The following is a 22,219-nucleotide window of genomic DNA, read 5'->3' on the forward strand; positions in this document are numbered from 1 at the left end:
TCCCGGCCGGGGCCGCGAGGCCCCGGCCGGTCAGTGGAACTGCTCCGCCTCCGTCGAGCCCGCCAGCGCCGTCGTCGAGGAGGCCGGGTTGACGGCCGTCGAGACCAGGTCGAAGTAGCCGGTGCCGACCTCCCGCTGGTGCCTGACGGCCGTGAAGCCGTCCCGCTGCGAGGCGAACTCCCGCTCCTGGAGGTCGACATACGCCGTCATGCCGTGCTCGGCGTAGCCCCTGGCCAGGTCGAACATGCCGTGGTTGAGCGAGTGGAAACCGGCCAGCGTGATGAACTGGAAGCGGTAGCCCATCGCGCCCAACTCCCGCTGGAACTTGGCGATCTGGTCGTCGTCCAGCGCGGCCTTCCAGTTGAAGGAGGGCGAGCAGTTGTACGCCAGCAGCTGGTCCGGGTACCGCGCGTGGATCGCCTCGGCGAACTCCCGCGCCTGGTCCAGGTCGGGCGTGCCGGTCTCCATCCACAGCAGGTCGGCGTAGGGCGCGTAGGCCAGGCCGCGCGCGATGGCCGGGGCCATCCCGTTGCGCACCCGGTAGAAGCCCTCGGCGGTCCGCTCCCCGGTGACGAACGGCGCGTCGACCTCGTCCACGTCGCTGGTCAGCAGGGTCGCGGCGAGCGCGTCGGTGCGGGCGATGATCACCGTGGGAACGTCCGCGATGTCGGCCGCCAGCCGCGCCGCGTTGAGGGTGCGGACGTGCTGCGCGGTCGGCACCAGCACCTTGCCGCCCAGGTGGCCGCACTTCTTCTCGGAGGCCAGCTGGTCCTCGTAGTGGATGCCGGCGGCGCCGGCCGCGATCATCGCCTTGGTCAGCTCGAACGCGTTGAGCGGCCCGCCGAAGCCGGCCTCGGCGTCGGCGACGATCGGCGCCAGCCAGTCGATCGGGTGGCTCTCGCCCTCGGCCGTGGCGATCTGGTCGGCGCGCAGCAGCGCGTTGTTGATCCGACGGACCACCTGGGGAACGGAGTTGGCCGGGTAGAGGCTCTGGTCGGGGTAGGTCTGACCGGCCTGGTTGGCGTCGGCCGCGACCTGCCAGCCGGACAGGTAGATCGCCTGGAGACCGGCCTTGACCTGCTGCACGGCCTGCCCGCCGGTCAGCGCGCCCAGCGCGTGGATGTAGTCGAGGTCGTGCAGCTGCCGCCACAGCCGCTCGGCCCCGCGCCGGGCCAGGGTGTGCTCCTCGCGGACGCTGCCGGAGAGCTGGACCACGTCCTGGGGCCCGTAGGTGCGCTGAACGCCCCGCCACCTGGGGTCCTCGGCCCACTGGCGGGCCAACTCCCGTGCGGTCCTGGGCTGTTGTGGTGAGGGGGAGAGGGTCGGCTGAACGCTGACGGTCATGATCGCCTCCGTGGTGGAACTGCCCTGATGTGATCGGAGTGACCTCTGGTCAAGAGGCACGGCACTGAGTGCCGAGGAGGGTTGGGGGCCCGCCGGTCCCCTCCGCTGGGTGGAACGGTGAGCAATGCTGCCGGCGGGCGATTCCGGCCGATCGACGCGTGGGGGCCGTGGCGTGGGTGGGCACGGTTCCCGGTGAGCCGGGGCCGGTTCGCCGGGGTCCGGCGGGCCGTGCTCACACAATGGCGTTGGCACTGGGTGCCATCAAGGCTGGATCGGTGCTAACTTCGAGAAGACTTCCGGCGGCTTTCTGCTGAACGTGCCAATCCCCGACGGTTTCGGGTGGTTCACGCGGTCGAGAGTCGAGGGTGAACGGTCGAAGGAGATCGCGGTGGCCAAGGTCTACGCGGGATCACGGTTGCGGCGGCTGCGCGCGGAACGGGGGCTGCGCCAGGCCGAGCTGGCCCGGCTGCTGGGCATATCGCCCGGCTACCTCAACCAGATGGAACACGACTCACGCCCGCTGACGGTGCCCGTGCTGCTGCGGCTGACCGAGACCTTCGGCGTGGACCCGGAGTTCTTCTCCGGAAGGGACACCAGCCGGCTCCTCGCCGACCTGCGGGAGGGGCTCGCCGACGAGGTGGACGGCGGCCGGATCACCCCCGAGGACCTGGGCGAACTGGCCGAACGCCTGCCCTCCGTCGCCGAGCTGGTGCTCGAACTCGGCCGGCGCAACCAGGCGTTGGCCAACCGGCTGGCCGAGGCGAACGCCGAACGCGAGGGCACGTCCGACGGCGGACCGGGCGGCGGACCGGGTGGCGCACCGGACGGCAGACCGGGCGTCCTGGGAGGGCGCCACCGGCCGGGGGAGGCGGGCACGCCGCACGAGCAGATCAGGGAGTTCTTCTACCGGCGGCGGAACTACCTGCACGAGACCGACCTCGCCGCCGAGGACCTCGCCGAGGAGATCGGGGTCCGGCCGGGCGAGGTGCTCACCGTGCTGACGGAACGCCTCGCCCGGCACGGGGTGCGGGTCGCCACCCACCCCGGGCCCGGGCGCGACGAGCAGCACCGCTACGACCCGGCCGCGCGGGTGCTCTATCTCTCGGGCCGGCTGCGGCCCGGGCAGCGCGCGTTCCGGATGGCCACCCAGCTGGCGCTGTTGGAGTACGACGTCGAGCTGTCCGCCCTGGCCGGCGAGGACTTCGTGCCCGGCTCGGACAGCTGGTCGCTGGCCAGGATCGGCATCGCCCACTACTTCGCCGCCGCGCTGATCCTGCCCTACCGCCGCTTCCACGCCACCGCCGAGGAGCTGCGCTACGACATCGAGCAGCTCACCGGCACCTTCGGGCTCGGCTTCGAGACCGTCTGCCACCGGCTGAGCACCCTCCAGCGGCCCCGGCTGCGCGGGGTGCCGTTCTCCTTCGTGCGGGTGGACCGGGCGGGCAACATGTCCAAGCGGCAGTCTGCGAGCGGCTTCCACTTCTCCCACGCGGGCGGCACCTGCCCGCTGTGGAACGTCTACGAGGCGTTCGCCGCGCCCGGCCGCATCCATGTGCAGATCGCGGCGATGCCGGACGGCCAGCGCTATCTGTGGATCGCGCGGACCGTCACCCGGCACCAGGGCGGCTGGGGCGACCCCGCGAAGACCTTCGCCATCGGCCTGGGGTGCGAGGTCCAACACGCGCCCCGGCTGGTCTACTCCGACGGCCTGGACCTGGGGAACGCCTCGGCCGCCACCCCGATCGGGATGGGCTGCCGGGTCTGCGAGCGGCTGGACTGCCCGCAGCGGGCGGTGCCCCCGCTGGGCCGCGCGCTGACCGTCGACGAGCACCGGGGAACGTTCGTCCCCTATCCGGTGCGCGAGGACTGAACGGGCTGCGGTGACCGCCCGGTTGGCGTCCCGCTCCGTGGCCGCCCCCGGGCCCGGCCCCGCCGTCCCGACGCCGGTTCGCCCACCCCCCTCGCCGGTTCGGGTAGACCTCGGCCGTCGCTCAGGTCTCGGCGGTCCTGGTCGGCTCGGCGGTGCCGGTCGTCTCGCCGGTCCTCGTGGTCTCGGTGGGGTCGTCGCTCTCCCGTCGTTCGTCCGTCGTCGTCCCCGCCTCGGTGGCCCGCTCGGTCGCGGCGGCCCCGCCGGGTATGCGAGGCCCGGTCGGCTCGGGGCGCCCGGTCGGCTCCCGCCGCGCCGTCCCCGGGGCCGCCGGCACGGCGGCCCCGGCCGGCGTCGCCGCACGGCTCTCGTGGAGCCGCTGGTCGCGCAGCAGCAGCCAGGTGCCGAGGATGGTCACCGCCATCAGACCGAAGTAGAGGGAGGCCGAGACGCCCAACAGGGCGCCGCCCGCCACCGGACCGAGGAAGAAGCCCAGATAGCGCAGCTCGGCGAGGCCGAAGTAGGCGCCCTTCCTGGCGTCGGGCGTGATGGTGTGGATCACGGTGTCCGGCATCGGGAAGAGCACCGCCTCGCCCATCGTCCAGAACACCACGCCCGCGAAGAGCAACAGCGGATGGACCTCCAGGCCCCGGAAGAGGAGCGCGGCCGCCACGAAGGCCAACGCGCCGAGCAGGGCCAGCCTCGGCTGGCTCAGCCGCCGGGCCAGCCGGGTCGCCGGCCACTGCATCGCGACGGCCAGCGCGGCGTTGAGCACCAGCAGCAACGAGAAGTAGGTGAGGGCGGACTCACCCCGCACGCTCTTGATGTACAGCGGGAGGATCGACTCGAACTGCGAGAAGACCAGGAACAACACCAGACCGGCGGCCACCACCCGCAGCAGCAGCCGGTCGCGCACCGCCAGCCGCCAACTCCCGCCCGCTGCGGCCGGGTCGTCCCCCGGGCGGCGGTCCAGGCCGCGCAGGAGGGAGGCCCGCGCGGTCACCAGCGCCAGATAGCCGGTGAAGATCACCGCAGGGGTCAGGAAGATCATCCAGTTCGCCACCGCGTACAGCGCCGCGCCGCCGAGCGGGCCGACGGTGGCCGCCACGCAGAGCGTCACATAGCGGATGCGGAAGACCGCCTCGCCCGAGCCCGTCGCGGCCAGCGACAGCGCCTTCTTCATCGCCGGCTCGGTCAACAGCCGCCCCACCCCCAGCAGGCACACCAGCGCGACGATCAACGTCAGCTCGCGGGCGAGGGCCAGGGACGTGTAGGCGAGGACGTTGACGAGCAGGCCCGCCTGGATCAGCCGCGTCCCGCCGAGCCGGTCGGTCAACAGCCCGCCGACGGCGCCCCCGACGGCGGAGATCAGCGCCACGCTGCCCACCACCAGGCCGATCCCGGCCTCCGAGAGCGTCGAGATGTCGGAGAGGTAGAGCGCCAGAAACGGCAGCGTCGCGAAGAACGCGAGCCCGTTGAGCAGGCTGCCGGTCACCAGCAGCCGCAGCACGGGGTCCGCGTGCCAGGGCCGCTCGGCCGCCCGCCCGACATCCACGGGAACGCTCCTCATGGCCGCGACTCCTCGAACCTGCGGGGGTCGAACAGCTCCACGGGGTGCCGGGTCGTGCCGTCCAGCGCCAAGTCGGCCAGGATCTCCCCCACCACCGGCACGAACTTGAAGCCGTGCCCGGAGAAGCCGCAGGCCACCGTCACCGAGGCGTACCGGGAGGGCCGGGCGATCACGAAGTGGTCGTCGGGGGTGCTGGTGTACATGCAGGTCACGGCGCGCAGCAACCGGCCCGGCAGATCCGGCAGATGGCGCCCAGCGTGCTCGGCCATGGCCGCCACCTCCTCCGGGCGCACCGTCCGGTCGATGGTCTCGGGAGTGGTGGTGCCGACGTTCGACCGGTAGAACGCGACCTTGGCGCCGCCCTCGGGCCCGTCGATCGCGGGGAAGCCGTAGACCGAGGTGCCGTCCGGCTCCTCCCAGATGTAGACGGGGTGCCGGTCGGGCAGGAACGGCTCGACGCCCCGCTGGCCGCGCGGCGCGAACCAGTACATGACCTGGCGTTCCACGGCCAACGGCAGGCCCAGCCCGGCCAGTTGCGCCGGCGCCCAGGCACCGGCGCAGATCACCAGCTGGCCGGCCGTGTAGCTGCCGGCCGGGGTGCGCACCCGGACGCCGGACCCGCCGGGCAGCTCCTCCCAGGAGGTCACCGGCTCGTCGAAGCGCAGCTCGGCGCCGGCCGCCGTGGCCCGTTCGATCCCGGCCCTGACCGTCTCCTCGGGGCGGACCAGGCCGGCCCGCCGCTCCCAGAGCGCCACCTCGTCGTCCGCCGGGTTCAGCGTGGGGAACCGGCGCCTGATCTCGCGCGCGTCCAGCATCTCGTGGGGCAGGTCCCAGGACTCGGCCGAGGCCAGCGAGCCGGCGACCGTCCGGCTGCCGGCGGCCCCGACCATCACCCCGCCGCAGCGCACCATGAGATCGCGCCCCGACGCGGCCGCCAACTCGTCGAACAGCTCGTAGGAGCGCAGCAGCAGCGGGACATAGGCGGCGCCCTCGAAGTACGCCTGCCGCACGATCCGGGAACCACCGTGGCTGGAGCCCCTGTTGTGCGCCGGGCCGAAGCGCTCCAGGCCCAACACCCGGACGCCCCGCGCCGCGAGCCGGTGCACGGCCGCGCTCCCCATCCCGCCGACCCCGAGCACGATCACGTCATAGCTGGTGGAGGGCATACTCCCCGCGTCTCCTTCGGTCGTTTCCCGCTGGTGCCTCGGCGGCCCCGTGGGCGGTTCTCATGGTCGTCTCTCAGGGCGGTGCGGTCACTTCCGAAGCGTCGCGCGCGGTTTCGTTCATCGGCGGAGCGCCCCCGCGCACCCCGGCGCCCGGCGGCCGGCTGGCCGGCCGGGGGCAGACTGGGGGAATGCGCATCAGAAGTGCCGAACGCCGCGACCTGCCGCTGCTGCGGGAGGTCGAACGGGCGGCGGGCGAGCCGTTCCGCGCCCTCGGCATGGCCGAGATCGCCGACGACGAGCCGCCCGGCGAGGCCGAGTTGACCCGGCACCTGCGGGCCGGCCTGGCCTGGGCGGCGGTGGACGAACGCGATCTGCCGGTGGGCTATCTCATCGCCGACTGGGTGGACGGCGAGGCCCATGTCGCGCAGGTCTCCGTCCACCCGGACCACGCCCGCCGCCGGATCGGCCGCGCCCTGCTGGAGCGGCTGGCCGACCACGCCAGGGAACGGGGCAGCCCCGCCCTCACCCTGACCACCTTCGCTGAGGTGCCGTGGAACGCGCCCTACTACCGGCGCTGCGGCTTCGCCGAGCTGGCGCCCGAGGAACTCGGGCCCGAACTGCGGGCCGTCCGCCGCCGGGAGGCGGAGCTGGGCCTGGACCGCTGGCCCCGGGTGGCGATGCGGCGGGCCCTGGCGGGCGGCGCCGGACAGGGTAACGGGTGGGGCGGCGTCGGGTAGGGCGTCGCGCACGGCGAACGCGTGGGGGCGGGAAGGACGACGGGGGCTGAGGGCGGGGCTGAGGGGGCGTGCGCGGCCGGCGCGGCGCTGCCCAGGCTGCGGCGTCATCCGAGGCGGGTGTCCCCGAGCGCGACCAGCAGTCGGCGCAGTCCGTCGCTGAGCGACTCCTGCTCCGACTCGGGGAGCGCGGCCAACATCCGTGCCTCGTTGGCCACATGGGCGGCCACGGTGCGGTCCACCACGTCGAGGCCGGGCTCGGTCAGCCGTACCCGGACGGCCCGCCGGTCGCCCGGGTCCGGATGGCGCTCGATCAGGCCCTTGCGCTCCAGCCGGTCGAGTCGGTTGGTGATGGCGCCCGAGGTGACCATCGAGGAGAGCACCAGCTCGCTCGGGGTCAACTCGTGTGGGGCGCCGGCCCGCCGCAGGGTGGCCAGCACGTCGAACTCGGCGGTCTCCAGGCCGTGGGCGGTGAAGACCGGCTTCATCCGCTTGACCAGCAGGCTGGACGCGCGGTTGATCCGACCGATCAGGGCCATGGCCCTCAGGTCGCCGAGGTCAGGCCGCTCCCGCATCCACTGCGCGGTCAACTCGTCCACGGCGTCGGTGGGGCCCGCCTCGGCGCGGCCGGCCCCCTCCGGGGCCTCGTCCGGGGTGCCCGCGGGAACGTCCGCCGGGACGTCCGCGCGGGCTTCGCTGTCGTTCATCGGGTGTCGGGGTCCTTCGCGTCGGGGTGGGGAACGATGGTCGGTCGGGTCGGACCCGAGGAGAACTATCTTAACCTTCAGCTACTTGACGTGAGCAAGTGGGCCGTGCCAGACTACCACGAGTTAATTCACCGTTGAGAAACTCAAGGCTGAGACAGATGCGGGATCGGCTGTGGAGGCCGGTCGGAGAGCAGAGGTGGTGGAGCATGTCCAGCTCCGGTGTGGGGGAGTTCGTCTCCGGTGGAGGCGCCGCCGATCGCGCGGCGCGCGGCGGCCGTTGGCGCCGGCTGGTGGAGCGACCCTGGGCGGTGGCCGCGCTGGCCGCGTTCGGCCCGGCCACCTGGGGCACCACCTATGTCACGACGACGGAGCTGCTGCCGCCCGACCGGCCCCTGCTGGCCGCCGCGCTGCGCGCCCTGCCGGCGGGGCTGTTGCTGCTGGCCTTCACCCGCCAACTGCCCCGGGGCGCCTGGTGGTGGCGGTCCGCCGTGCTCGGCCTGCTCAACTTCGGGGCGTTCTTCCCGCTGATCTTCTACGGCGCCTATCGCCTGCCCGGCGGCGTGGCCTCCACCATCGGGGCGCTCTCCCCGCTGGTGGTCGCGGGGCTCGGTGTGGTGGTGCTCCGCGCGCGGCCCGGCCGGGGCACGGTGCCGGCCGCCCTGCTCGGCCTGGTCGGGGTCGCGCTGCTCGTGTTGCGCGCCGACGCGGCGCTGGATGGCGCGGGGATGGCCGCCATGCTGCTGGCCACGGTGCTGATGGCGCTGGCCGTGCTGCTGGCCAAGCGCTGGGGCCGCCCGCCCGGCGCCTCCCTTCTGGCCCTGACGGGCTGGCAGTTGACGGCCGGCGGCCTGGTCCTGGCGCCGCTGGCGCTGTTGGTGGAGGGCGCGCCCCCGGCGCCGACCACCGGGCATCTCGTGGGCTACGCCTATCTCGGCCTGATAGGCACGGCCCTCGGATACGCCCTGTGGTTCCGGGGGATAGAGCGGCTCCCCGCCTCCTCCATGTCCTTCCTCGGCCTGGCCAACCCCGTGGTCGCCACCCTCGCCGGGCTGGTGCTGCTGGGCCAGTCGCTCACCGGCTGGCAGGTGGTGGGTCTCGGCATGGTGCTCGCGGGCGTCCTGTGGGGGCAGCGCGCCGGCCAACGGCCGCCCTCCGCTCCGGCGGAGGAGAGGCGCCGGGGCGGAGGGCCGGACCAGGGCGGGGAGCGGGGTGGGGAGAGCGCGGCGGGTGAGCGGCCCGTGGTCGTCCAATGATGTGATGAGAGGGAGTTGAGGCCGGAGACCACACGACCGAGGGCCAGGTGAAGAGATGTCCGTGGTGAACGCGCGAGCCGCGCTGTACGAGGTGTTGGACGAGCGCTTCCGGAGCGGCCGATGCGCCCTGGGGGACCGGCAGTTGGAGATCCTCCACCGGGGCTCCCGCTGGGCCGAGGGCCCGCTCTACGTCCCGGCGGCCCGCAGCCTGGTGTGGAGCGACATTCCCAACGACCGGCTGTTGCGCTGGGACGAGACCACGGGCGAGGTCGGCGTCTTCCGCTCACCGGCCGGCCACCCCAACGGGAACACGCTGGACGGCCAGGGCCGGTTGGTGACCTGCGAGCAGGGGAACCGACGGGTCACCAGGACCGAGCACGACGGATCGGTGACGGTCCTCGCCGACCGGTACCGGGGCAGGCGGCTCAACAGCCCCAACGACGCCGCCGTGCGCTCCGACGGCTCGATCTGGTTCTCCGACCCGGAGTTCGGCATCGCGAGCGACTACGAGGGCCACCGGGCCGAGAGCGAGATCGGCGCGCGCAACGTCTACCGGATCGATCCCGACACCGGCGAGGTGCGGCTGGTCGCCGACGGCTTCAGCGGCCCCAACGGCCTGGTCTTCTCGCCCGACGAGTCCCGGCTCTTCGTCTCGGACAGCATCGCCAACCACATCCGCGTCTTCGACGTCCGCGAGGACGGCACGCTGAGCGGGGGCGACGTCTTCGTCAGCTGCGCGAAGGGGAACTTCGACAACATCCGCTTCGACGACGCCGGCCGCCTCTGGGCCGCCGCCATGGAGGGCGGGGTGCACTGCTACCACCCCGACGGCACCCTGCTGGGCCGGCTGCTGGTGCCCGAGACCGTCGCCAACATCCGCTTCGGAGGCCCCCGGAGGAACCGCCTGTTCATCGCCGGCACCACCACGATCTACTCGCTGCTGATGAGCGTCACCGGGCTGCCCCCGCTGCCCGGCGTCCACGAGACCCGGCCCGTCGGGGACTGAGAGCGGGCCGCCCCGTGGGCCCGGGGAGCGAGCACCCCCCGGGATGGCGTAGGGTGGGAACCACGACGCGGGGTGGAGCAGCTCGGTAGCTCGCTGGGCTCATAACCCAGAGGTCGCAGGTTCAAATCCTGTCCCCGCTACCACGGTTGATGGGCCCGGCACTCAGGTGCCGGGCCCGTTCGCTGTGTTCGGGCCGCCGCACGCCCGGCGTTCATGCGGCCCGGCGATCACCGTGGCCCCCCGGCGGCCGTCAGCCCGGCGCCGCGTCCCCGTTCCGGCCCTCCGGTTCCTCGCTTCGTTCCTCCCGCCTCCCGCGCCGGGTCTCCGGCTCCCCGTTCCGGTCTCTCGGCCGGTCCCCGTTTCGCTGCTCCGCCTCACCGTCTCGCCCCTCCGGCTCCCGGCGGTCGGCCCGTTCGGTGGATGCCGTCAGTGCTCTGGCGTAGCGGTCCCGCATCCTCCGCAGCTGCTCGACGATCTCGGGTTCCGCGTCCAGCACCTCGAAGTCGGCGCCCAACACGCCCATCCAGGAGACGAGTTGCTCGGCGGTGTCGGCCCCCGTGTGCAGCAGGCTCCGGCCGGCGTCCAGTGGCTCGACGACCCCCACCGACGCGGGCAGCCGCGCGGTCAGCTCCTCCGCCGGGACGTTCACCACCACCCGGGCCCGCACCCGCCGGGGTGCGGAGGCCACGCCCCGGGAGACATAGCCGGCCACGTCCTCGTCCGGCAGCGGCCGGGCGGCGAAGCGCGGCCCGTTGGGCACCTTCAGCGTCAGCCGGTCCACCCGGAAGGTCCGCCAGTCCTCCCGCGCCACATCCCAGGCGATCAGATACCAGCGTCGTCCCCAGTTCACCAGCCGGTATGGCTCCGCCTCCCGGCGCATCGGCTCATCGGCGCCGTGCGTCAGATAGTCGAAGCGCAGCCGTTCCCGGTCCCGGCAGGCCGCCGCGATGGTGGTGAGCGTCTCCGGGGAGACCGCCGGCGGTCCGCCCCGCGCCGGCACCGCCACCGTGAAGCCGCTCAACGCCCCGACCCTGCGCCGGAGTCGGGGCGGCAACACCTTCTCCACCTTGGCCAGCGCCCCCAGCGAGGACTCCTCGATCCCCTCGATCGCCCCGGCCGTGGCGGTGCGCAGCCCCACCGTGACGGCCACCGCCTCCTCGTCGTCCAACAGCAGCGGGGGCAGTGAGCTGCCCGCCCCCAGCCGGTACCCGCCGACCGCTCCCCGTACGGCGTCCACCGGGTAGCCCAGCCGGCGAAGCCGGTCGATGTCGTTGCGCACGGTTCTGGTCGTGACCTGAAGTCGTTCGGCCAACTCCGGTCCGCTCCACTCGCGTGGCGTCTGGAGCAGGGAGAGAAGGCGCAGCAGTCGAGCTGATGTCTCCAACATGTACGCCATCCTCCTCGCCATACAGGAACGGAACTTTCCGCTATCGCTGCGAGGGTAACGAGCATGACGAACGCAACCGTTGTTCCCCGTCGGTGGCTTGGCCTGTGGGCCCTCCTGGCCGCGATGCTCATGAACCTGCTGGACGCCACGGTGGTCACGGTGGCCGGGCCCGCGATCCAGCGGGATCTGGGAGGTTCCGATACGAGCCTCCAGTGGATCGCCGCCGCGTACACCCTGGCGTTGGCCGTGGGCCTGCTCACCGGCGGGCGCCTCGGCGACATGCTGGGCCGCCGCCGGGTGTTGCTGGTGGGCGAGGCCGGGTTCCTGCTGGCGTCCCTCGCCTGCGGACTGGCCTGGTCCCCCGAGTCGTTGATCGTCGCCCGGGTGATCCAGGGGCTGTTCGCCTCGGTGATGATCCCGCAGATCTTTGGGCTGATCAGGGACCTCTTCCCGCCGCACGAGTTCGGCAAGGCGTTCGGCGCGCTCGGCCCGGTGATCGGGCTGGCCACCATCCTCGGCCCGGTGATCGCCGGCGTTCTGGTCGACGCCGATCTGCTGGGCACCGGTTGGCGGATGGTGTTCCTGATCAACCTGCCGCTGGGCGCGTTCGGACTGCTCGTCGGCGCCCGGGTGCTGCCCGCCGGCCGGGGTGACCGGTCGCTCCGGCTCGACGGCGTCGGGGCGCTGCTGGCCGGGCTGGCGATGTTCCTGCTGATCTTCCCGCTGGTGCAGGGCCGCGAGATGGGCTGGCCTGGCTGGCTGGCCGGGGTGGCCGTGGCCGCCGTGTTCGCCCTCGGGGCGTTCCTGCGCCGGCAGCGGCGGATGGCGGCGACCGGTCGGGTGCCGCTGGTGGAGCTGAGCGTGCTGGCCAAGCGCTCCTACGCGGCGGGCGTCGGCTTCGTGCTGGTCTTCTTCGGCGCCATCGTCGGCTTCTCGCTGGTGATCGCGCTGCTGCTGCAACTGGGCCTGGGCTTCGGCCCGTTGCGCGCCAGCGTGACCATGGCGCCGTGGGCGGTGGGCGCGTTCCTCGGGTCCGGGTTCGCCTCGGTGGCGATGGGCCGGCTGGGTCGACGCATCCTGCACCTGGGGCTGGCGCTGATGGTCGTCGGGCTCGCCGGCACCCATCTGACCCTCGGCCGGGTCGGCGCCGACCTGGGCGGCTGGGACCTGGTCCCGGCGCTGCTGGTCTATGGGGTGGGCATGGGCATGATCTTCGTGCCGCTCTTCGACATCATCATGGGCGAGGTCACCGACCGCGAAATCGGCTCGGCCTCGGGCCTGTTGGAGTCGTTCCAGCAGGTGGGCGCCAGCCTCGGGGTCGCGGCGCTGGGCACCCTGTTCTTCTCCACGGTCGGCGCGCTGCCGCGGGTCGAGGACTATCTGACGGCCGCCCGCCAGGTCACCCTGGCCGCCCTCGGGCTCACCGTGCTCGCCTTCGCCCTCGGCTTCCTGCTGCCGCGCCGCGCCCGGCCGACCGCGCCGCCCACCGGGCAGGGCCCGACCGGGCAGGGCCCGGCCGAGCAGGGCCTGGCCGAACAGGCGCCGGCCGAACGGCCCGTTGACGAGGAGGTGCGCGAGCCCGCCACGGTCTGACCGGTCGAACGGCACCGAACTCCGAGACGGGGGTGGGGATATCCCCACCCCCGTCTCGGGTGTCCGCCCGATCGCGCACAACCTCCTGCACAGGAGTCTGTGCCTATGCCGTTCACGCCCTCACTCGAAGCGCTCAAGGCCCTCGCACACCCCCGCCGGCTGCGGGTCCTGGACCAGCTGACCCGCCACGGCCCCGCCACCAGCGCCCGGCTCGCCCGCGACCTCGGGCTCAACACGGGCGCCACCAGCTACCACCTGCGCGCCCTGGCCGCCCACGGCTTCGTCGAGGAGACCGACCCGGCCGAGGGCCCCGAGGCGGCCCGCGCCAGGGAACGCTGGTGGCGCGCCGTCGCCCAGGACCTGCGGCTGCCGCCGCGCAGCGAGCAGGACCCGGAGACCCGGGCCGTGGTGGACCAGATGAACCGCCTCGCCTACGTCTCCGACCTGCGGCTCTTCGCCCAACGCCAGGGCGCGGACGAGGAGTCGGGGCCCTGGCGGGACGCGTTCCCCTACTCCCGGGGCACGGTTCGGCTCACCCCGGAGGAGCCGCGCCAGCTCTTCGACGACCATGTCGCGCTGCTCAACCGTTACCGGCGCCCCGAGGACGAGACCCCGGCCGGGGCGCGCACGGTGCTCACCCGCTTCCTCGCCTTCCCGGCGCCGGAACGGCACCCCGGGGCCGACGCGCCCTCCGGGGCCGACGCGCCCCCCGGGGTCGACGGGCCCTCCGCCCCCGACGGGCCCCCGACCACGACGCCGCCCGCTGATCCCTCCTGATCCTCCGGGATCACGGCTGCCCCCCGACTCGCGCCTCTTCGAACGGAGTTGCCATGCCCTCGACCGCCGGCCCCACTCCGCGCCCCGGTTCCCGCCCCGCCCCGCCTCGCACCTCACCGACCGGCCACCGGGCCGCCCCGCCGTCCGGCTGGAGGAGGTGACCCGCACCTACGGCCGCCGGGGGCAGGGCATCCGCGCCCTCGACGGCGTCTCCACCGCGATACCGGGCGGCGGCCTCACCGCCGTGATGGGCCCGTCCGGCTCGGGCAAGAGCACCCTGCTGCACTGCGCGGCCGGCCTGGACCGCGCGACCTCCGGCCGCTGCTGGATCGGCGACACCGAACTCGGCGACCTCTCCGAGAACCAGCTGACCGTACTGCGTCGCGCCCGGATCGGTTTTGTCTTCCAGTCCTTCAACCTCGTTCCGGCGCTGACCGTTCGGCATAACATCGCGCTCCCGCTGCGCCTCGCGGGCCGCCGGGTCGGGCGTCGCCGCGTCGACGAGATGGTGGAACGCGTCGGCCTGGCCGGCCGCGCCGACGCCCGGCCCGCCCAGCTCTCCGGAGGCCGGCAGCAGCGGGTGGCCATCGCCAGGGCCCTGATCACCGACCCCGAGGTCATCTTCGGCGACGAGCCGACCGGCGCGCTGGACACCGTGACCGCCCGCGAGATCCTGACGCTGCTGCGCGACTGCGTGGTCGACGGCGGCCAGACCGTCGTGATGGTCACCCACGACCCGGTGGCCGCGTCCTTCGCCGACACCGTGCTCTTCCTGGCCGACGGCCGGATCGCCGACCGGATGACCGAACCCACCGCCGAGCGGGTCGCCGACCGGATGACGCGGCTGGGGGCGTGGTCCTGCTGCCGCGCTATGCCCTCCAGACGCTGCGTGCCCGCAGGGCCGGCTTCGTCGGCGCCTTCCTCGCGCTGCTGTGCGCCGCCGCCCTGGTCACCGCCTGCGGCACCCTGCTGGAGACCGGCCTGCGGGGCGAGATCCGCACCGAGCGCTATGCCGGAACACCCCTTCTGGTCACGGGCGATCAGAACGTGCACCACGAACAGCGCAAGGGCGACAAGGTCAAGCACAAGGCCAAGCCGGTATCCGAACGGGTCTGGCTGCCGGCGGACACCGTCGATCAACTCGCCCGACTCGACGGGGTCGAGGCCGTCGTTCCCGAGGTCACCTTCCCGGCCGTCGCCATGGGCGAGAACGGGCCGCTGGACGGCTCGGGACCCGAGTCGCTCGGCCACGCCTGGACCTCGGCGGCGCTCACCCCGTTCACCCTGACCGAGGGCGCCGCGCCCGAGGCCGACGACCAACTCGTCGTCGACACCGCCCTCGCCGAACGCACCGGCCTGACCGTAGGCGACGCCGTGACCGTGCAGGCCACCGCCGCACCCACCCGCTACACCGTGGTCGGCCTCGCCACCCCCGAGGGCGGCGAACTCACCGAGCAGGCCGCCCTGTTCTTCACCGAGTCCGAGGCCGCCCGGCTCGCCGACCGACCCGGGCAGCTCGCCGCCGTCGGCGTCCTGCCCGAACCCGGCGCCGACCCGGCCGCGCTGCGCGAACGGCTCGTCGAGGCGCTGGAGGGCACCACCCTCCAGGTCCGGGCGGACGACGAACGGGGCGCCGCCGAGTTCCTGGGCGCCGCCGACGCCCGCGTCCAACTGGTCAGCATGGGCGGCGCCATCGGCGGCACCGGCCTGCTCGTCGCGGTGCTGGTGGTGGTCGGGACGTTCACGCTGACCGGGCAGCAACGCCGCGCGGAACTGGACCTGTTGCGCGCCATCGCCGCCACCCCGCGCCAGATCCGGCGGCTGATCGGCCGGGAGGCGCTGCTGATCGGGCTGGTCGCCGGCGCGCTCGGCGCGCTGGCCGGGATGCCGCTGGGGCGTTGGCTGTTCGAGGAGTTCGTCGGGATGGGAAACGTTCCGGCCACGCTCGGGCTGGTCAGCGGCCCGTTCCCGCCGGCCGCAGCGCTGCTGGCGACGGCGCTGGCCGCCTGGCTCGCCGCCCGGATCTCGGCCCGCCGCACCGCCCGCGTCCGGCCGGCCGAAGCGCTGGCCGAGGCCGCCGTCGAGCCCGCCACCACCGGCTGGTTCCGGCCGTTGGCCGGCGTCCTCGCCCTCGCCGGCGGCGCGGTGCTGCTCGCCGTGCTCTCCACGCTGCGCACCGAGCCGGCGGCGACGCCCGTCACCTATCTCAGCGTGCTGCTGCTCTGCGTGGGCGTGGCGCTGCTCGGCCCGCCGCTGGCCCGCGCCGCCTTCGTGCTGCTGGGCGCCCCGCTGCGCGCCCTCCGCGTCACCGGCCATCTGGCCACCGAACACGCCAGGGCCAACGCGGCCCGACTGGCCGCCGTCATCGCCCCGTTGACGCTGCTGGTCGCGATGGCCTGCACGATTCTCTTCACCCAGACCACCCTCGGCGAGGCGGCCGAACGCCAGGCCGGGCAGGGCGTGTTGGCCGACTGGGTGGTCACCGCCGCAGGGCCGGGCGTGCCGGCCGAGGCCGCGACCCGCCTGCGGGACCTGCCGGAGGCCACCGCCGTCACCGAGGTGGTGCGCGGCACCGTCCGCACGCCGGGGCTCGACAGGTACCCGGTCCAGGGCGTCACGGCCGACGGCGCCGCGACCACCCTCGACCTGGGGCTGACCGACGGCTCCCTCGACGACCTCGGCCCGGAGACCGTCGCGGTCAGCGACCTGGTCGCGGACGGCCACGGGCTCGGCCCGGGCGACACGTTCGCCGTGGTGCTCGGGGACGGCACCCCGGTCGACCTCACCGTGATCGCCGTCTACGAACGGGGGCTCGGCTTCGGCGAACTGCCCCTGGACCACGCCCTGTTGTCCCGCCATATCGACCGCCCGCTGGCCGAGTCCGTGCTGGTCAGCGGCGAGATGGACGCCGAGACGCTCAACGCGGCCCTCGCCGACCTGCCCGGGCTGGCCGTCGCCGCCGGCAGCGCCGTCGCCGAGGCGAGGGCGGTGGAACGCGAGGCCAACGCCGAGGTCGCTTTCCTCGGCATGGGGCTGATCCTCGCGTTCACCACCATCGCCTCCGTCAACACCCTCGCCATGGCCACCGCCGAACGGCGCCGCGAGTTCGCCCTGTTGCGGAAGGTCGGCACCACCAGGCGGCAACTGCGGGCCGTGGTGCGGCTGGAGTCCCTGGCCGTGGCCGGCACGGCGATCCTGCTCGGCACGGGCATCGCGCTGGCCACGCTGACCGCCTTCGCCACCGGCATGACCGGCGCGCCGGCCCCGGCGTTGACGCCCGGCGGATACCTCGCGGTCGCCGGCGCCGCCACCGTCCTGGCCCTGACCGCCACCGCCGTCCCCGCCCGCCTGGCGATGCGCCGGGGCGACCACCACGCAATTTGAGCGGCGCCCACCCCCGGGAACCGGCAGACTGTCCGGCGGACCGTCCAACGAAAGGCACCACCATGGCGAAGAAGGCACCCCGCCCCCATCGGGCGAACCTCCTCCAGGACCGGCAGGGCTTCCGCCCCCTCACCGAGCCCGAGGAGGTCACCCCCGACCCCGAGGGCAACCGGGCCCAACGCCGAGCCGCAGCCAAGGCGGCGAAGAAGGGCACGCTGCCGGAGGCCACCGAGTCCGAGGAGTCGGCGGAGCCCGCCGACGCGGACGCGGAGCCGGGGGCGGGCGAGGAGAAGTAGCGGGGGCGAGCGGACACGCACGCCGCGAGAAGGTGCGGATGGCCATCGCCCTCCGCGCCCTCTCGTTGTCGTTTCCGGTCTCCTCGCGGCCTACCGCGCCGGTTTGATCAGCAGAAGGCCGCAGCCGTAGGACTTGGCGCGGCCCAGGCCGGTGGACAGGGTTCGGGCGAAGGCCGCCGGGTCCGTAACGGTCAACTCGCCGCGCACCTCGGCCCGGCCGATGCGCATTCCGGGGTGGCCCTTGATGTTGTACAGCTTGGGCAGGATGCGCACCTCCAGTTGCTCGTGGTCGGCGTCCGCGCCGATCAGGGGAATGGCGTTGTCCTCCGGAGGTCGCACCGTTCCCGCCGGCTGGAGGCGGCGAATGAACCACTCCCGCGCATAGTGCGGGCTGGTGTCGGCCAGCCGCTTGCGAACGCGCGGGCCCTCGAAGTCCTTCGGCAGGTGCCGGCAACTGGCGCGGGTGGGATTGACCACCGCGCGAAACCGGTAGCGCTGACCCTCCTTCAGCCGGTGGTTGACCATCGTCACCTCCGGCTTCTCGCACAGTGCCGCGCCGGGGAGTTCCGACCAGTCGGGGGTCACCCGGGACTGGACGACCACCGTCATCCGCTCGCTGCGGAGGTCCACCCGCTGCGTGTGCAGGATGTGCATCTGCGCCCGGGCCCCCGGGGTGCGTTCGGGGACCCAGCCGTAGAAGCCGCTCATCACCAGCTGGTGCAGCGACTGGGCGTCGATCAGTGCCCGGTCCACGCGCGGATGCCGGGCGGACAGTTCGAGGATGCTCTGGCAGGCCACGAAGTCGACGCTCATCGCTCGACCTCCTCCACTTCTCTCTCCCAGCTGATGGTGGGATCGGTGATGGTGATCTCCGTCGAGCGCTCCCACCGCTGCGCGTGCGAGCGGTGGCGGCTCGCGAAGGAGACGGGTTGGTCGAAGACCGGGGTCGCCGCCGGCGTATCGTCCGGTACCTCGAACCACACCCGCACGGGGTCCGACGTGCTGTTCGGCAGCGGGGCCGTGCGACCCAGCACCGACTCCAGACTCCCGGCGTGCACACCGCCGTTGAGCTGTCCCGTCGGCGGACAGTGCTTGCGGCCGAGCCACAGCATCCGCCGGGGGTGGTCGAGCCGGTCGGCGAGCCGGCGGAGCAGGGCCTCGTCCTCGCTCTCGACGGCCGCGACAAACGCCGCGTCGGAGAGGTACTCGCGGAAGCTCACCACGGGATGGCGGCGGGTGTTGGACGCGACCAGCACGCCGTCGGCGTCGGGGCCGATGCCCTTGGGCGCGCCGTACCAGCCATGGAGCGCCACCTCGCCCTCCGCCGGATCGCCATAGGCCGCGGCGCGCCTGCCGTCGGTGATCAACTCCCGCGTGCGCAGCGGGAACCGGCCCCCGCCGGCCGTGTGGAAGTCGTTGATCAGCACACCCGGCCGGTCCGCGCGGACGCCGAAGCGCAGCGCCGCCAGGGTGGAGAGGGGCAGACAGTCGTCGCCCGGTCCCCGGACCTCGTCCCGCTGGTGGCCGTCGGCGGCCGCGAGCAGCCCGATGACCCCGCTCTTGGTCGGCCGGTAGATGGTGTCCCGGTGGTTGTACCGGGAGACGTCGCCCCACCCCTGGAGCGGCCCTGCCAGCCGGAGCAGCAGGGTCGCCGTCACAGCGTGGCCTCCTCCGCGACCAGGGCCAACGGGGACTCGACGACGCGGGCGGACAGCGCGTCCTCGACGCGAAGCTTGGTGAGCAACTCCTCCACGTCGAGGTCGTAGGTGAGAACGCTGCCCTCGGTGATGTCCTCGCGCCGGCGGCAGACCAGCCGGTGCTGGGCCAGCAGTCGGCGCACGGCCTGGAGGCTCACCGGTCCGTCCTTGGCCGTGAGGGCGCGCTCGAAGGCGGCCGCGTAGTGGATCGGACGTTCCGCCTCGAAGGCGAGGACGAGCTTGGGCTGGGTGCCGAGTCCGCCGGTGGTGGTGCTCTTGGCGGCGGGGACGGCGTTCACGAAGGCGTCCACATAGGCGAGTTCGGCGGACCTCGCCGCCCGCTCCACGCGGTCACCGGGCATCCCGGCCCGGGCGAGGTTGAGCCGGAGCTGGCGCCGGTCGAGCGTCGTCGACCGCAGGAAGGTGCCGGAGACCAGGCTCTGGTAGCCGGTCATCCCGGCGCCCGAGTCGTCGTCGAAGACGTCGAGCGCCGCCCGCTTGCGGCGGTCCTTGCTGTCGTCCACCGCCGTGTAGAAGTCCTCGGTGACCACCGACTCGTCCACGGTGAACGCGTGGCTGCTCTGGATCGCGCCGTCCACGTTGGGGCTGGAGACGATCTCCGCGAGCATCCGGCCGAAGAGCGCGATGTCCATGGCCGCTCCCGGGTCGAAGGCGGCCAGCAGCCTGGCCTTCACCTCCTTGGGCAGCGGGACCATCGTGGTGGAGACGTCCCCGCTCCCCGACGTGCCGCCCTCGCCCGACTCCCCGGCGGGCGGCTGCTCCGTCTCGCCTTCCGCCGCGTTGCCGCTGTCGCCCCGCCGGCCCTTGGCGGACTTCTTCGCCTCGGACTTCGTGTGCGCCTCGGCCCTGGCCGTCTCCTCGCGCAGCCAGGTGGCCAACTCCTCACGGTGCGCGTCGAGTACCTCGGCCAGGGCCGTGTCCGTCTCCTCGGGGGCGAAGAGCAGCACCTTGGTGAGGTCGCTGTCGTTCTGCCCGAACTTGAGCCCGGCGGCGCGCAGCGCCTGGCGTGCGGTCTCCCTGGCCTCGGGCTCCGGCCAGCCGCGTTCGACGAGCCGCGCGGCCGTCAGCCGCGCCCACTCCCGGGTGCGGGTGCCGAAGGCGTGGCTCCTGAGGGGACCCCGGCCCTCGGCGGCCTCGCTCCGCAGATACATGCGCTCCGCCCGCCGGTAGCACTGGGCGGAGATGCGCGTCCTGGTGGTGCCGCCGTACTGGAGGACCTTGGGCAGGTTGTTCTCGTCGCGGTTGAGGAGGACGCCGGAGAAGGTGGCGAGGGCGTGGAGGTTGAGATACGGGTACATGGTCAGGCGGACCTTTCCGTTCGGGAGGAGTCGGACGTGCGGGAGGAGTCGGGGGTGTAGAAGCTGCGGGCCCAACGGCGTTGCACGGGCTCGCCCTTGTCGTGCCAGGCGCAGAGGTCGCGGGCGAGCAGCGCCCAGTTCGGCGGGTGGCGGTCCTGATGCCGGAGCCGCTCGATGGCGTGCTGAAGCTCGCTCTCGGGCACGTCCGAGGCGTTGATCAGCCGCTGGAACATGCGGTCGCAGCTCTCGTTGCGCGGACCTCGCTCGGCGCCGTGTCCCAGTCGGCGCAGGGCGTGGCCGAGATCGCCGTAGCCGTAGCGCGGTTTGACGGTGTCCAGGTGGAAGCGGGCGAAGAGGAAGGCGACATAGCCGTAGCGCTCGCGGGCCTCCTCGGTCGGGGCGCGGTTCTCCGCGCGCAGCCGGGCGACTTCGCGACCCCTGGGGCGGCGCAGCGCGGCCAGGGAGGACCTGTCCTGTGCCAGCACGAAGCCGGCGAGCAGCCGGACGAGCTGGGACTCCGGATCGTCCCGGGCCGGGGTGGTGTCGGACACGCTGGCCGTGGTCATTCGGGCGGTCTCCCTCAACGTGGCGTGGAGCTGTGGGCGTTGGAGCTGGCGCTCCATGCGGGCATGGGCGCGGGCGACGGCCCGCTGCTTGGCGAGCGGGACGGGCCGCAGCCGCTCGTCGAGGGCGCCCCTGGCCAGGGCGACCAGGGCCTCCGCGTAGGTCCGCTCCGCCTCGTGGGGGTTGGCGCCGGCGGCGACCGTGGTGAGCAGCCGGTGGAAGGGCTCGTCGAAGCGCCCCCACAGCTCCGTCCCCGGGTCGAACCGGCCGCGCAGCTGCCTCTTCTGCTCGGGGTTGGGCTTGGGATAGACGGCGCGCTCGGCCTCCTTCGCGGCCTCCTTGACCGCGTCCACCACCTGCTCCGCCATGGTGGCTCCGGCCTTGGCCACCGCGCGGAGCGCGTCTCCCCGGCCGGGGGCGTAGGGGAAGACGTCGCGGACCCAGCCGCTGATGTCCATCTGCTTGGCCACCAACCCCACGGCCAGCAGCTCGACTTGGCGGGACAGCCCGGCCAGGCGCTCGTAGAGGCCGCCCCGGGCGCGGCTGTGCGGGTCGAAGGCGGCGTAGATCGCGTGGGCGTCGCGCCAGAGCGCCCGGTCCTTGGCTGCCCGGAGCGGGTAGTCGCCCTTGAAGACCAGGTCCTGGTCCAGCTTGAGGGAGGGCTCCCCCAGGAGTTCGCCGGCGGCGACCAGCACGCGGTCCACCTTCAGGGCGTCGCCCTCGCCCCTCGGCCGCAGCAGCACCGAGCGGCCGAGGGAGGAGTGCAGGTCGGCGGGCCCCTTGGGCTTGCGCGTGGTCCTCGCCTTCGGGGCGCGGAAGTCCCGCCGGTCGGGCAGGTCGGTCCAGGTGAAGTTGAAGTGGGGGCCGATCGCCTCCGGTTGGGGGGCGAGGTTGAGCCGCAGGGTGTCCGCGAGGCTGTCGCCCAGGGCCAGCACCCGCACGCGCGCCCCGAGCCTGGCGACGGCCCCGTAGGTCATCGCCTTGCCGAAGTGCCGGGAAAGGCTGCCCATCATGCGCCCGCCGGTCCCGTAGCAGTGTTGGACCAGCATTGCGACAAAGGCCTCCTGTGGGGAGAGCCCTTCCTGGTCGTAGAGGTGAACGTGATCGAACAACTGGTTGTAGTCGCCCGTCTGTTCGAGAACGAGTTGGGCGGTGCCGTAGCCGATGGAATCCAGATGAGGGGCCAGCAACGAGTTCTGGCCAAAGGGCTGGGTGGGATGGAAGAGGTCCATTCTTCCGTCGAGGGCGGGGGAGCGCAGGAATTCGGCCACCTGGGCCAGTGACTCCCGCTCGTCCACCCAGTCGTTCCACTCGCCCACTCGCTCCGGGGCGAATCCCGCCTGGTAGCAGAGGCCGAGCAGCAGCTCGTGGAGGGCGACCACGGCGCCGGGCGAGGCGTGGCTGAGCGCGCGAACGTGCTCCGCGCTCTCGAAGACCTCGACGAGTGAGAGCCATTCCAGGGTCGGTTTCGCGTCGACTGCCGTCGGCTCTCCCCGGGGCATTGTCAGTGCCGGGATGCAGGGTGAGTACCGGAGATCCCAACTGGCCGTTCTGG

General features: G+C 73.3%; 17 protein-coding genes, 1 tRNA gene and 1 pseudogene. 10 read left to right on the plus strand and 9 right to left on the minus strand.

All coding sequences use genetic code 11. The features are described from left to right. Positions 1 to 30: 30 nt before the first annotated feature. Complete coding sequence (gene aceA / locus EBN88_RS12640; protein WP_122183949.1) at positions 31 to 1,344, minus strand: isocitrate lyase; 1,314 nt, start codon at positions 1,342 to 1,344, stop codon at positions 31 to 33. A gap of 388 nt (positions 1,345 to 1,732) precedes the next feature. Between aceA and EBN88_RS12645 the strand changes: the two genes are divergently transcribed. Next, on the plus strand, positions 1,733 to 3,214 hold the full coding sequence (locus EBN88_RS12645) for a short-chain fatty acyl-CoA regulator family protein (RefSeq protein WP_122183950.1): 1,482 nt from the start codon (positions 1,733 to 1,735) through the stop codon (positions 3,212 to 3,214). Positions 3,215 to 3,335: 121 nt separating this feature from the next. Here the strand turns inward: EBN88_RS12645 and EBN88_RS12650 are convergent, their stop codons facing one another. Both EBN88_RS12650 and solA read right to left on the minus strand, forming a co-directional pair. Next, positions 3,336 to 4,781, minus strand: coding sequence for an MFS transporter (locus tag EBN88_RS12650; protein WP_122183951.1), 1,446 nt, complete (start codon positions 4,779 to 4,781; stop codon positions 3,336 to 3,338). Further along, positions 4,778 to 5,947: an N-methyl-L-tryptophan oxidase gene (solA, locus tag EBN88_RS12655; RefSeq protein WP_122183952.1), complete on the minus strand. Its 1,170-nt coding sequence runs from the start codon at positions 5,945 to 5,947 to the stop codon at positions 4,778 to 4,780. Before solA ends, EBN88_RS12650 begins: the two co-directional genes overlap by 4 nt. 188 nt (positions 5,948 to 6,135) lie before the next feature. Between solA and EBN88_RS12660 the strand changes: the two genes are divergently transcribed. Then, entirely contained in the window at positions 6,136 to 6,684 is a 549-nt protein-coding gene (locus EBN88_RS12660; RefSeq protein WP_122183953.1) for a GNAT family N-acetyltransferase, read from the plus strand. A 104-nt stretch (positions 6,685 to 6,788) separates the two neighbouring features. Here the strand turns inward: EBN88_RS12660 and EBN88_RS12665 are convergent, their stop codons facing one another. Further along, positions 6,789 to 7,388, minus strand: coding sequence for a MarR family winged helix-turn-helix transcriptional regulator (locus EBN88_RS12665; RefSeq protein ID WP_122183954.1), 600 nt, complete (start codon positions 7,386 to 7,388; stop codon positions 6,789 to 6,791). A 206-nt stretch (positions 7,389 to 7,594) separates the two neighbouring features. On the opposite strand from EBN88_RS12665, the gene EBN88_RS12670 reads away from it, so the two are divergent. From EBN88_RS12670 to EBN88_RS12680, 3 genes are all read left to right on the plus strand, one after another. Then, complete coding sequence (locus tag EBN88_RS12670) at positions 7,595 to 8,641, plus strand: EamA family transporter (protein ID WP_122183955.1); 1,047 nt, start codon at positions 7,595 to 7,597, stop codon at positions 8,639 to 8,641. A gap of 55 nt (positions 8,642 to 8,696) precedes the next feature. Further along, positions 8,697 to 9,647 carry an SMP-30/gluconolactonase/LRE family protein gene (locus EBN88_RS12675; protein WP_122183956.1) on the plus strand — a complete coding sequence of 317 codons (951 nt, stop codon included), beginning with the start codon at positions 8,697 to 8,699 and terminating at the stop codon, positions 9,645 to 9,647. A gap of 66 nt (positions 9,648 to 9,713) precedes the next feature. Continuing rightward, positions 9,714 to 9,790 (plus strand) — tRNA-Met (locus EBN88_RS12680). Positions 9,791 to 9,897: 107 nt separating this feature from the next. Here the strand turns inward: EBN88_RS12680 and EBN88_RS12685 are convergent. Beyond that, the gene (locus tag EBN88_RS12685; protein WP_122183957.1) at positions 9,898 to 11,034 is read right to left on the minus strand and encodes a helix-turn-helix transcriptional regulator; all 1,137 of its coding nucleotides are present in this window, start codon (positions 11,032 to 11,034) and stop codon (positions 9,898 to 9,900) included. A gap of 63 nt (positions 11,035 to 11,097) precedes the next feature. Here EBN88_RS12685 and EBN88_RS12690 point away from each other — a divergent pair, with 63 nt between their 5' ends. The 5 genes and pseudogenes from EBN88_RS12690 (at position 11,098) to EBN88_RS12710 (ending at position 17,084) form a co-directional block, all read left to right on the plus strand. After that, entirely contained in the window at positions 11,098 to 12,627 is a 1,530-nt protein-coding gene (locus EBN88_RS12690) for an MFS transporter (protein ID WP_122183958.1), read from the plus strand. Between the two features lie 105 nt (positions 12,628 to 12,732). After that, positions 12,733 to 13,404, plus strand: coding sequence for a helix-turn-helix domain-containing protein (locus EBN88_RS12695; RefSeq protein ID WP_122183959.1), 672 nt, complete (start codon positions 12,733 to 12,735; stop codon positions 13,402 to 13,404). A gap of 148 nt (positions 13,405 to 13,552) precedes the next feature. Next, positions 13,553 to 14,263, plus strand: a pseudogene (locus EBN88_RS31775) (ABC transporter ATP-binding protein); the annotation flags it as partial. Further along, positions 14,263 to 16,788: an ABC transporter permease gene (locus tag EBN88_RS31780; protein ID WP_407703406.1), complete on the plus strand. Its 2,526-nt coding sequence runs from the start codon at positions 14,263 to 14,265 to the stop codon at positions 16,786 to 16,788. The pseudogene EBN88_RS31775 and the gene EBN88_RS31780, both read left to right, overlap by 1 nt. A gap of 62 nt (positions 16,789 to 16,850) precedes the next feature. Beyond that, on the plus strand, positions 16,851 to 17,084 hold the full coding sequence (locus EBN88_RS12710) for a hypothetical protein (protein ID WP_122183961.1): 234 nt from the start codon (positions 16,851 to 16,853) through the stop codon (positions 17,082 to 17,084). Positions 17,085 to 17,174: 90 nt separating this feature from the next. Here the strand turns inward: EBN88_RS12710 and cas6e are convergent, their stop codons facing one another. From cas6e to casB, 4 genes are read right to left on the minus strand one after another with little or no spacing between them, the layout of a single operon-like run. Beyond that, on the minus strand, positions 17,175 to 17,897 hold the full coding sequence (gene cas6e, locus EBN88_RS12715; protein WP_122183962.1) for a type I-E CRISPR-associated protein Cas6/Cse3/CasE: 723 nt from the start codon (positions 17,895 to 17,897) through the stop codon (positions 17,175 to 17,177). Continuing rightward, positions 17,894 to 18,742: a type I-E CRISPR-associated protein Cas5/CasD gene (gene cas5e, locus EBN88_RS12720; RefSeq protein WP_122183963.1), complete on the minus strand. Its 849-nt coding sequence runs from the start codon at positions 18,740 to 18,742 to the stop codon at positions 17,894 to 17,896. Before cas5e ends, cas6e begins: the two co-directional genes overlap by 4 nt. Beyond that, complete coding sequence (locus tag EBN88_RS12725; protein ID WP_122183964.1) at positions 18,739 to 20,100, minus strand: type I-E CRISPR-associated protein Cas7/Cse4/CasC; 1,362 nt, start codon at positions 20,098 to 20,100, stop codon at positions 18,739 to 18,741. Before EBN88_RS12725 ends, cas5e begins: the two co-directional genes overlap by 4 nt. 2 nt (positions 20,101 to 20,102) lie before the next feature. Then, positions 20,103 to 22,166, minus strand: coding sequence for a type I-E CRISPR-associated protein Cse2/CasB (gene casB, locus EBN88_RS12730; RefSeq protein WP_158621364.1), 2,064 nt, complete (start codon positions 22,164 to 22,166; stop codon positions 20,103 to 20,105). Between the last annotated feature and the right edge of the window lie 53 nt (positions 22,167 to 22,219).

It is taken from the genome of Streptomyces triticirhizae (assembly GCF_003696235.1).
Taxonomy (GTDB): Bacteria; Actinomycetota; Actinomycetes; order Streptomycetales; family Streptomycetaceae; genus Streptomyces; species Streptomyces triticirhizae.

Excerpts from the sequence above, each read along its gene's own strand:
- casB (WP_158621364.1), bottom strand. The coding sequence starts at position 22,166 with ATGCCCCGGGGAGAGCCGACGGCAGTCGACGCGAAACCGACCCTGGAA.
- EBN88_RS12665 (WP_122183954.1), bottom strand. The coding sequence starts at position 7,388 with ATGAACGACAGCGAAGCCCGCGCGGACGTCCCGGCGGACGTTCCCGCG.
- EBN88_RS12725 (WP_122183964.1), bottom strand. The coding sequence starts at position 20,100 with ATGTACCCGTATCTCAACCTCCACGCCCTCGCCACCTTCTCCGGCGTC.
- EBN88_RS12670 (WP_122183955.1), top strand. The coding sequence starts at position 7,595 with ATGTCCAGCTCCGGTGTGGGGGAGTTCGTCTCCGGTGGAGGCGCCGCC.
- EBN88_RS12685 (WP_122183957.1), bottom strand. The coding sequence starts at position 11,034 with ATGTTGGAGACATCAGCTCGACTGCTGCGCCTTCTCTCCCTGCTCCAG.
- cas6e (WP_122183962.1), bottom strand. The coding sequence starts at position 17,897 with ATGAGCGTCGACTTCGTGGCCTGCCAGAGCATCCTCGAACTGTCCGCC.
- EBN88_RS12650 (WP_122183951.1), bottom strand. The coding sequence starts at position 4,781 with ATGAGGAGCGTTCCCGTGGATGTCGGGCGGGCGGCCGAGCGGCCCTGG.
- EBN88_RS12695 (WP_122183959.1), top strand. The coding sequence starts at position 12,733 with ATGCCGTTCACGCCCTCACTCGAAGCGCTCAAGGCCCTCGCACACCCC.
- EBN88_RS12710 (WP_122183961.1), top strand. The coding sequence starts at position 16,851 with ATGGCGAAGAAGGCACCCCGCCCCCATCGGGCGAACCTCCTCCAGGAC.
- aceA (WP_122183949.1), bottom strand. The coding sequence starts at position 1,344 with ATGACCGTCAGCGTTCAGCCGACCCTCTCCCCCTCACCACAACAGCCC.
- solA (WP_122183952.1), bottom strand. The coding sequence starts at position 5,947 with ATGCCCTCCACCAGCTATGACGTGATCGTGCTCGGGGTCGGCGGGATG.
- EBN88_RS12690 (WP_122183958.1), top strand. The coding sequence starts at position 11,098 with ATGACGAACGCAACCGTTGTTCCCCGTCGGTGGCTTGGCCTGTGGGCC.
- EBN88_RS12660 (WP_122183953.1), top strand. The coding sequence starts at position 6,136 with ATGCGCATCAGAAGTGCCGAACGCCGCGACCTGCCGCTGCTGCGGGAG.
- EBN88_RS12675 (WP_122183956.1), top strand. The coding sequence starts at position 8,697 with ATGTCCGTGGTGAACGCGCGAGCCGCGCTGTACGAGGTGTTGGACGAG.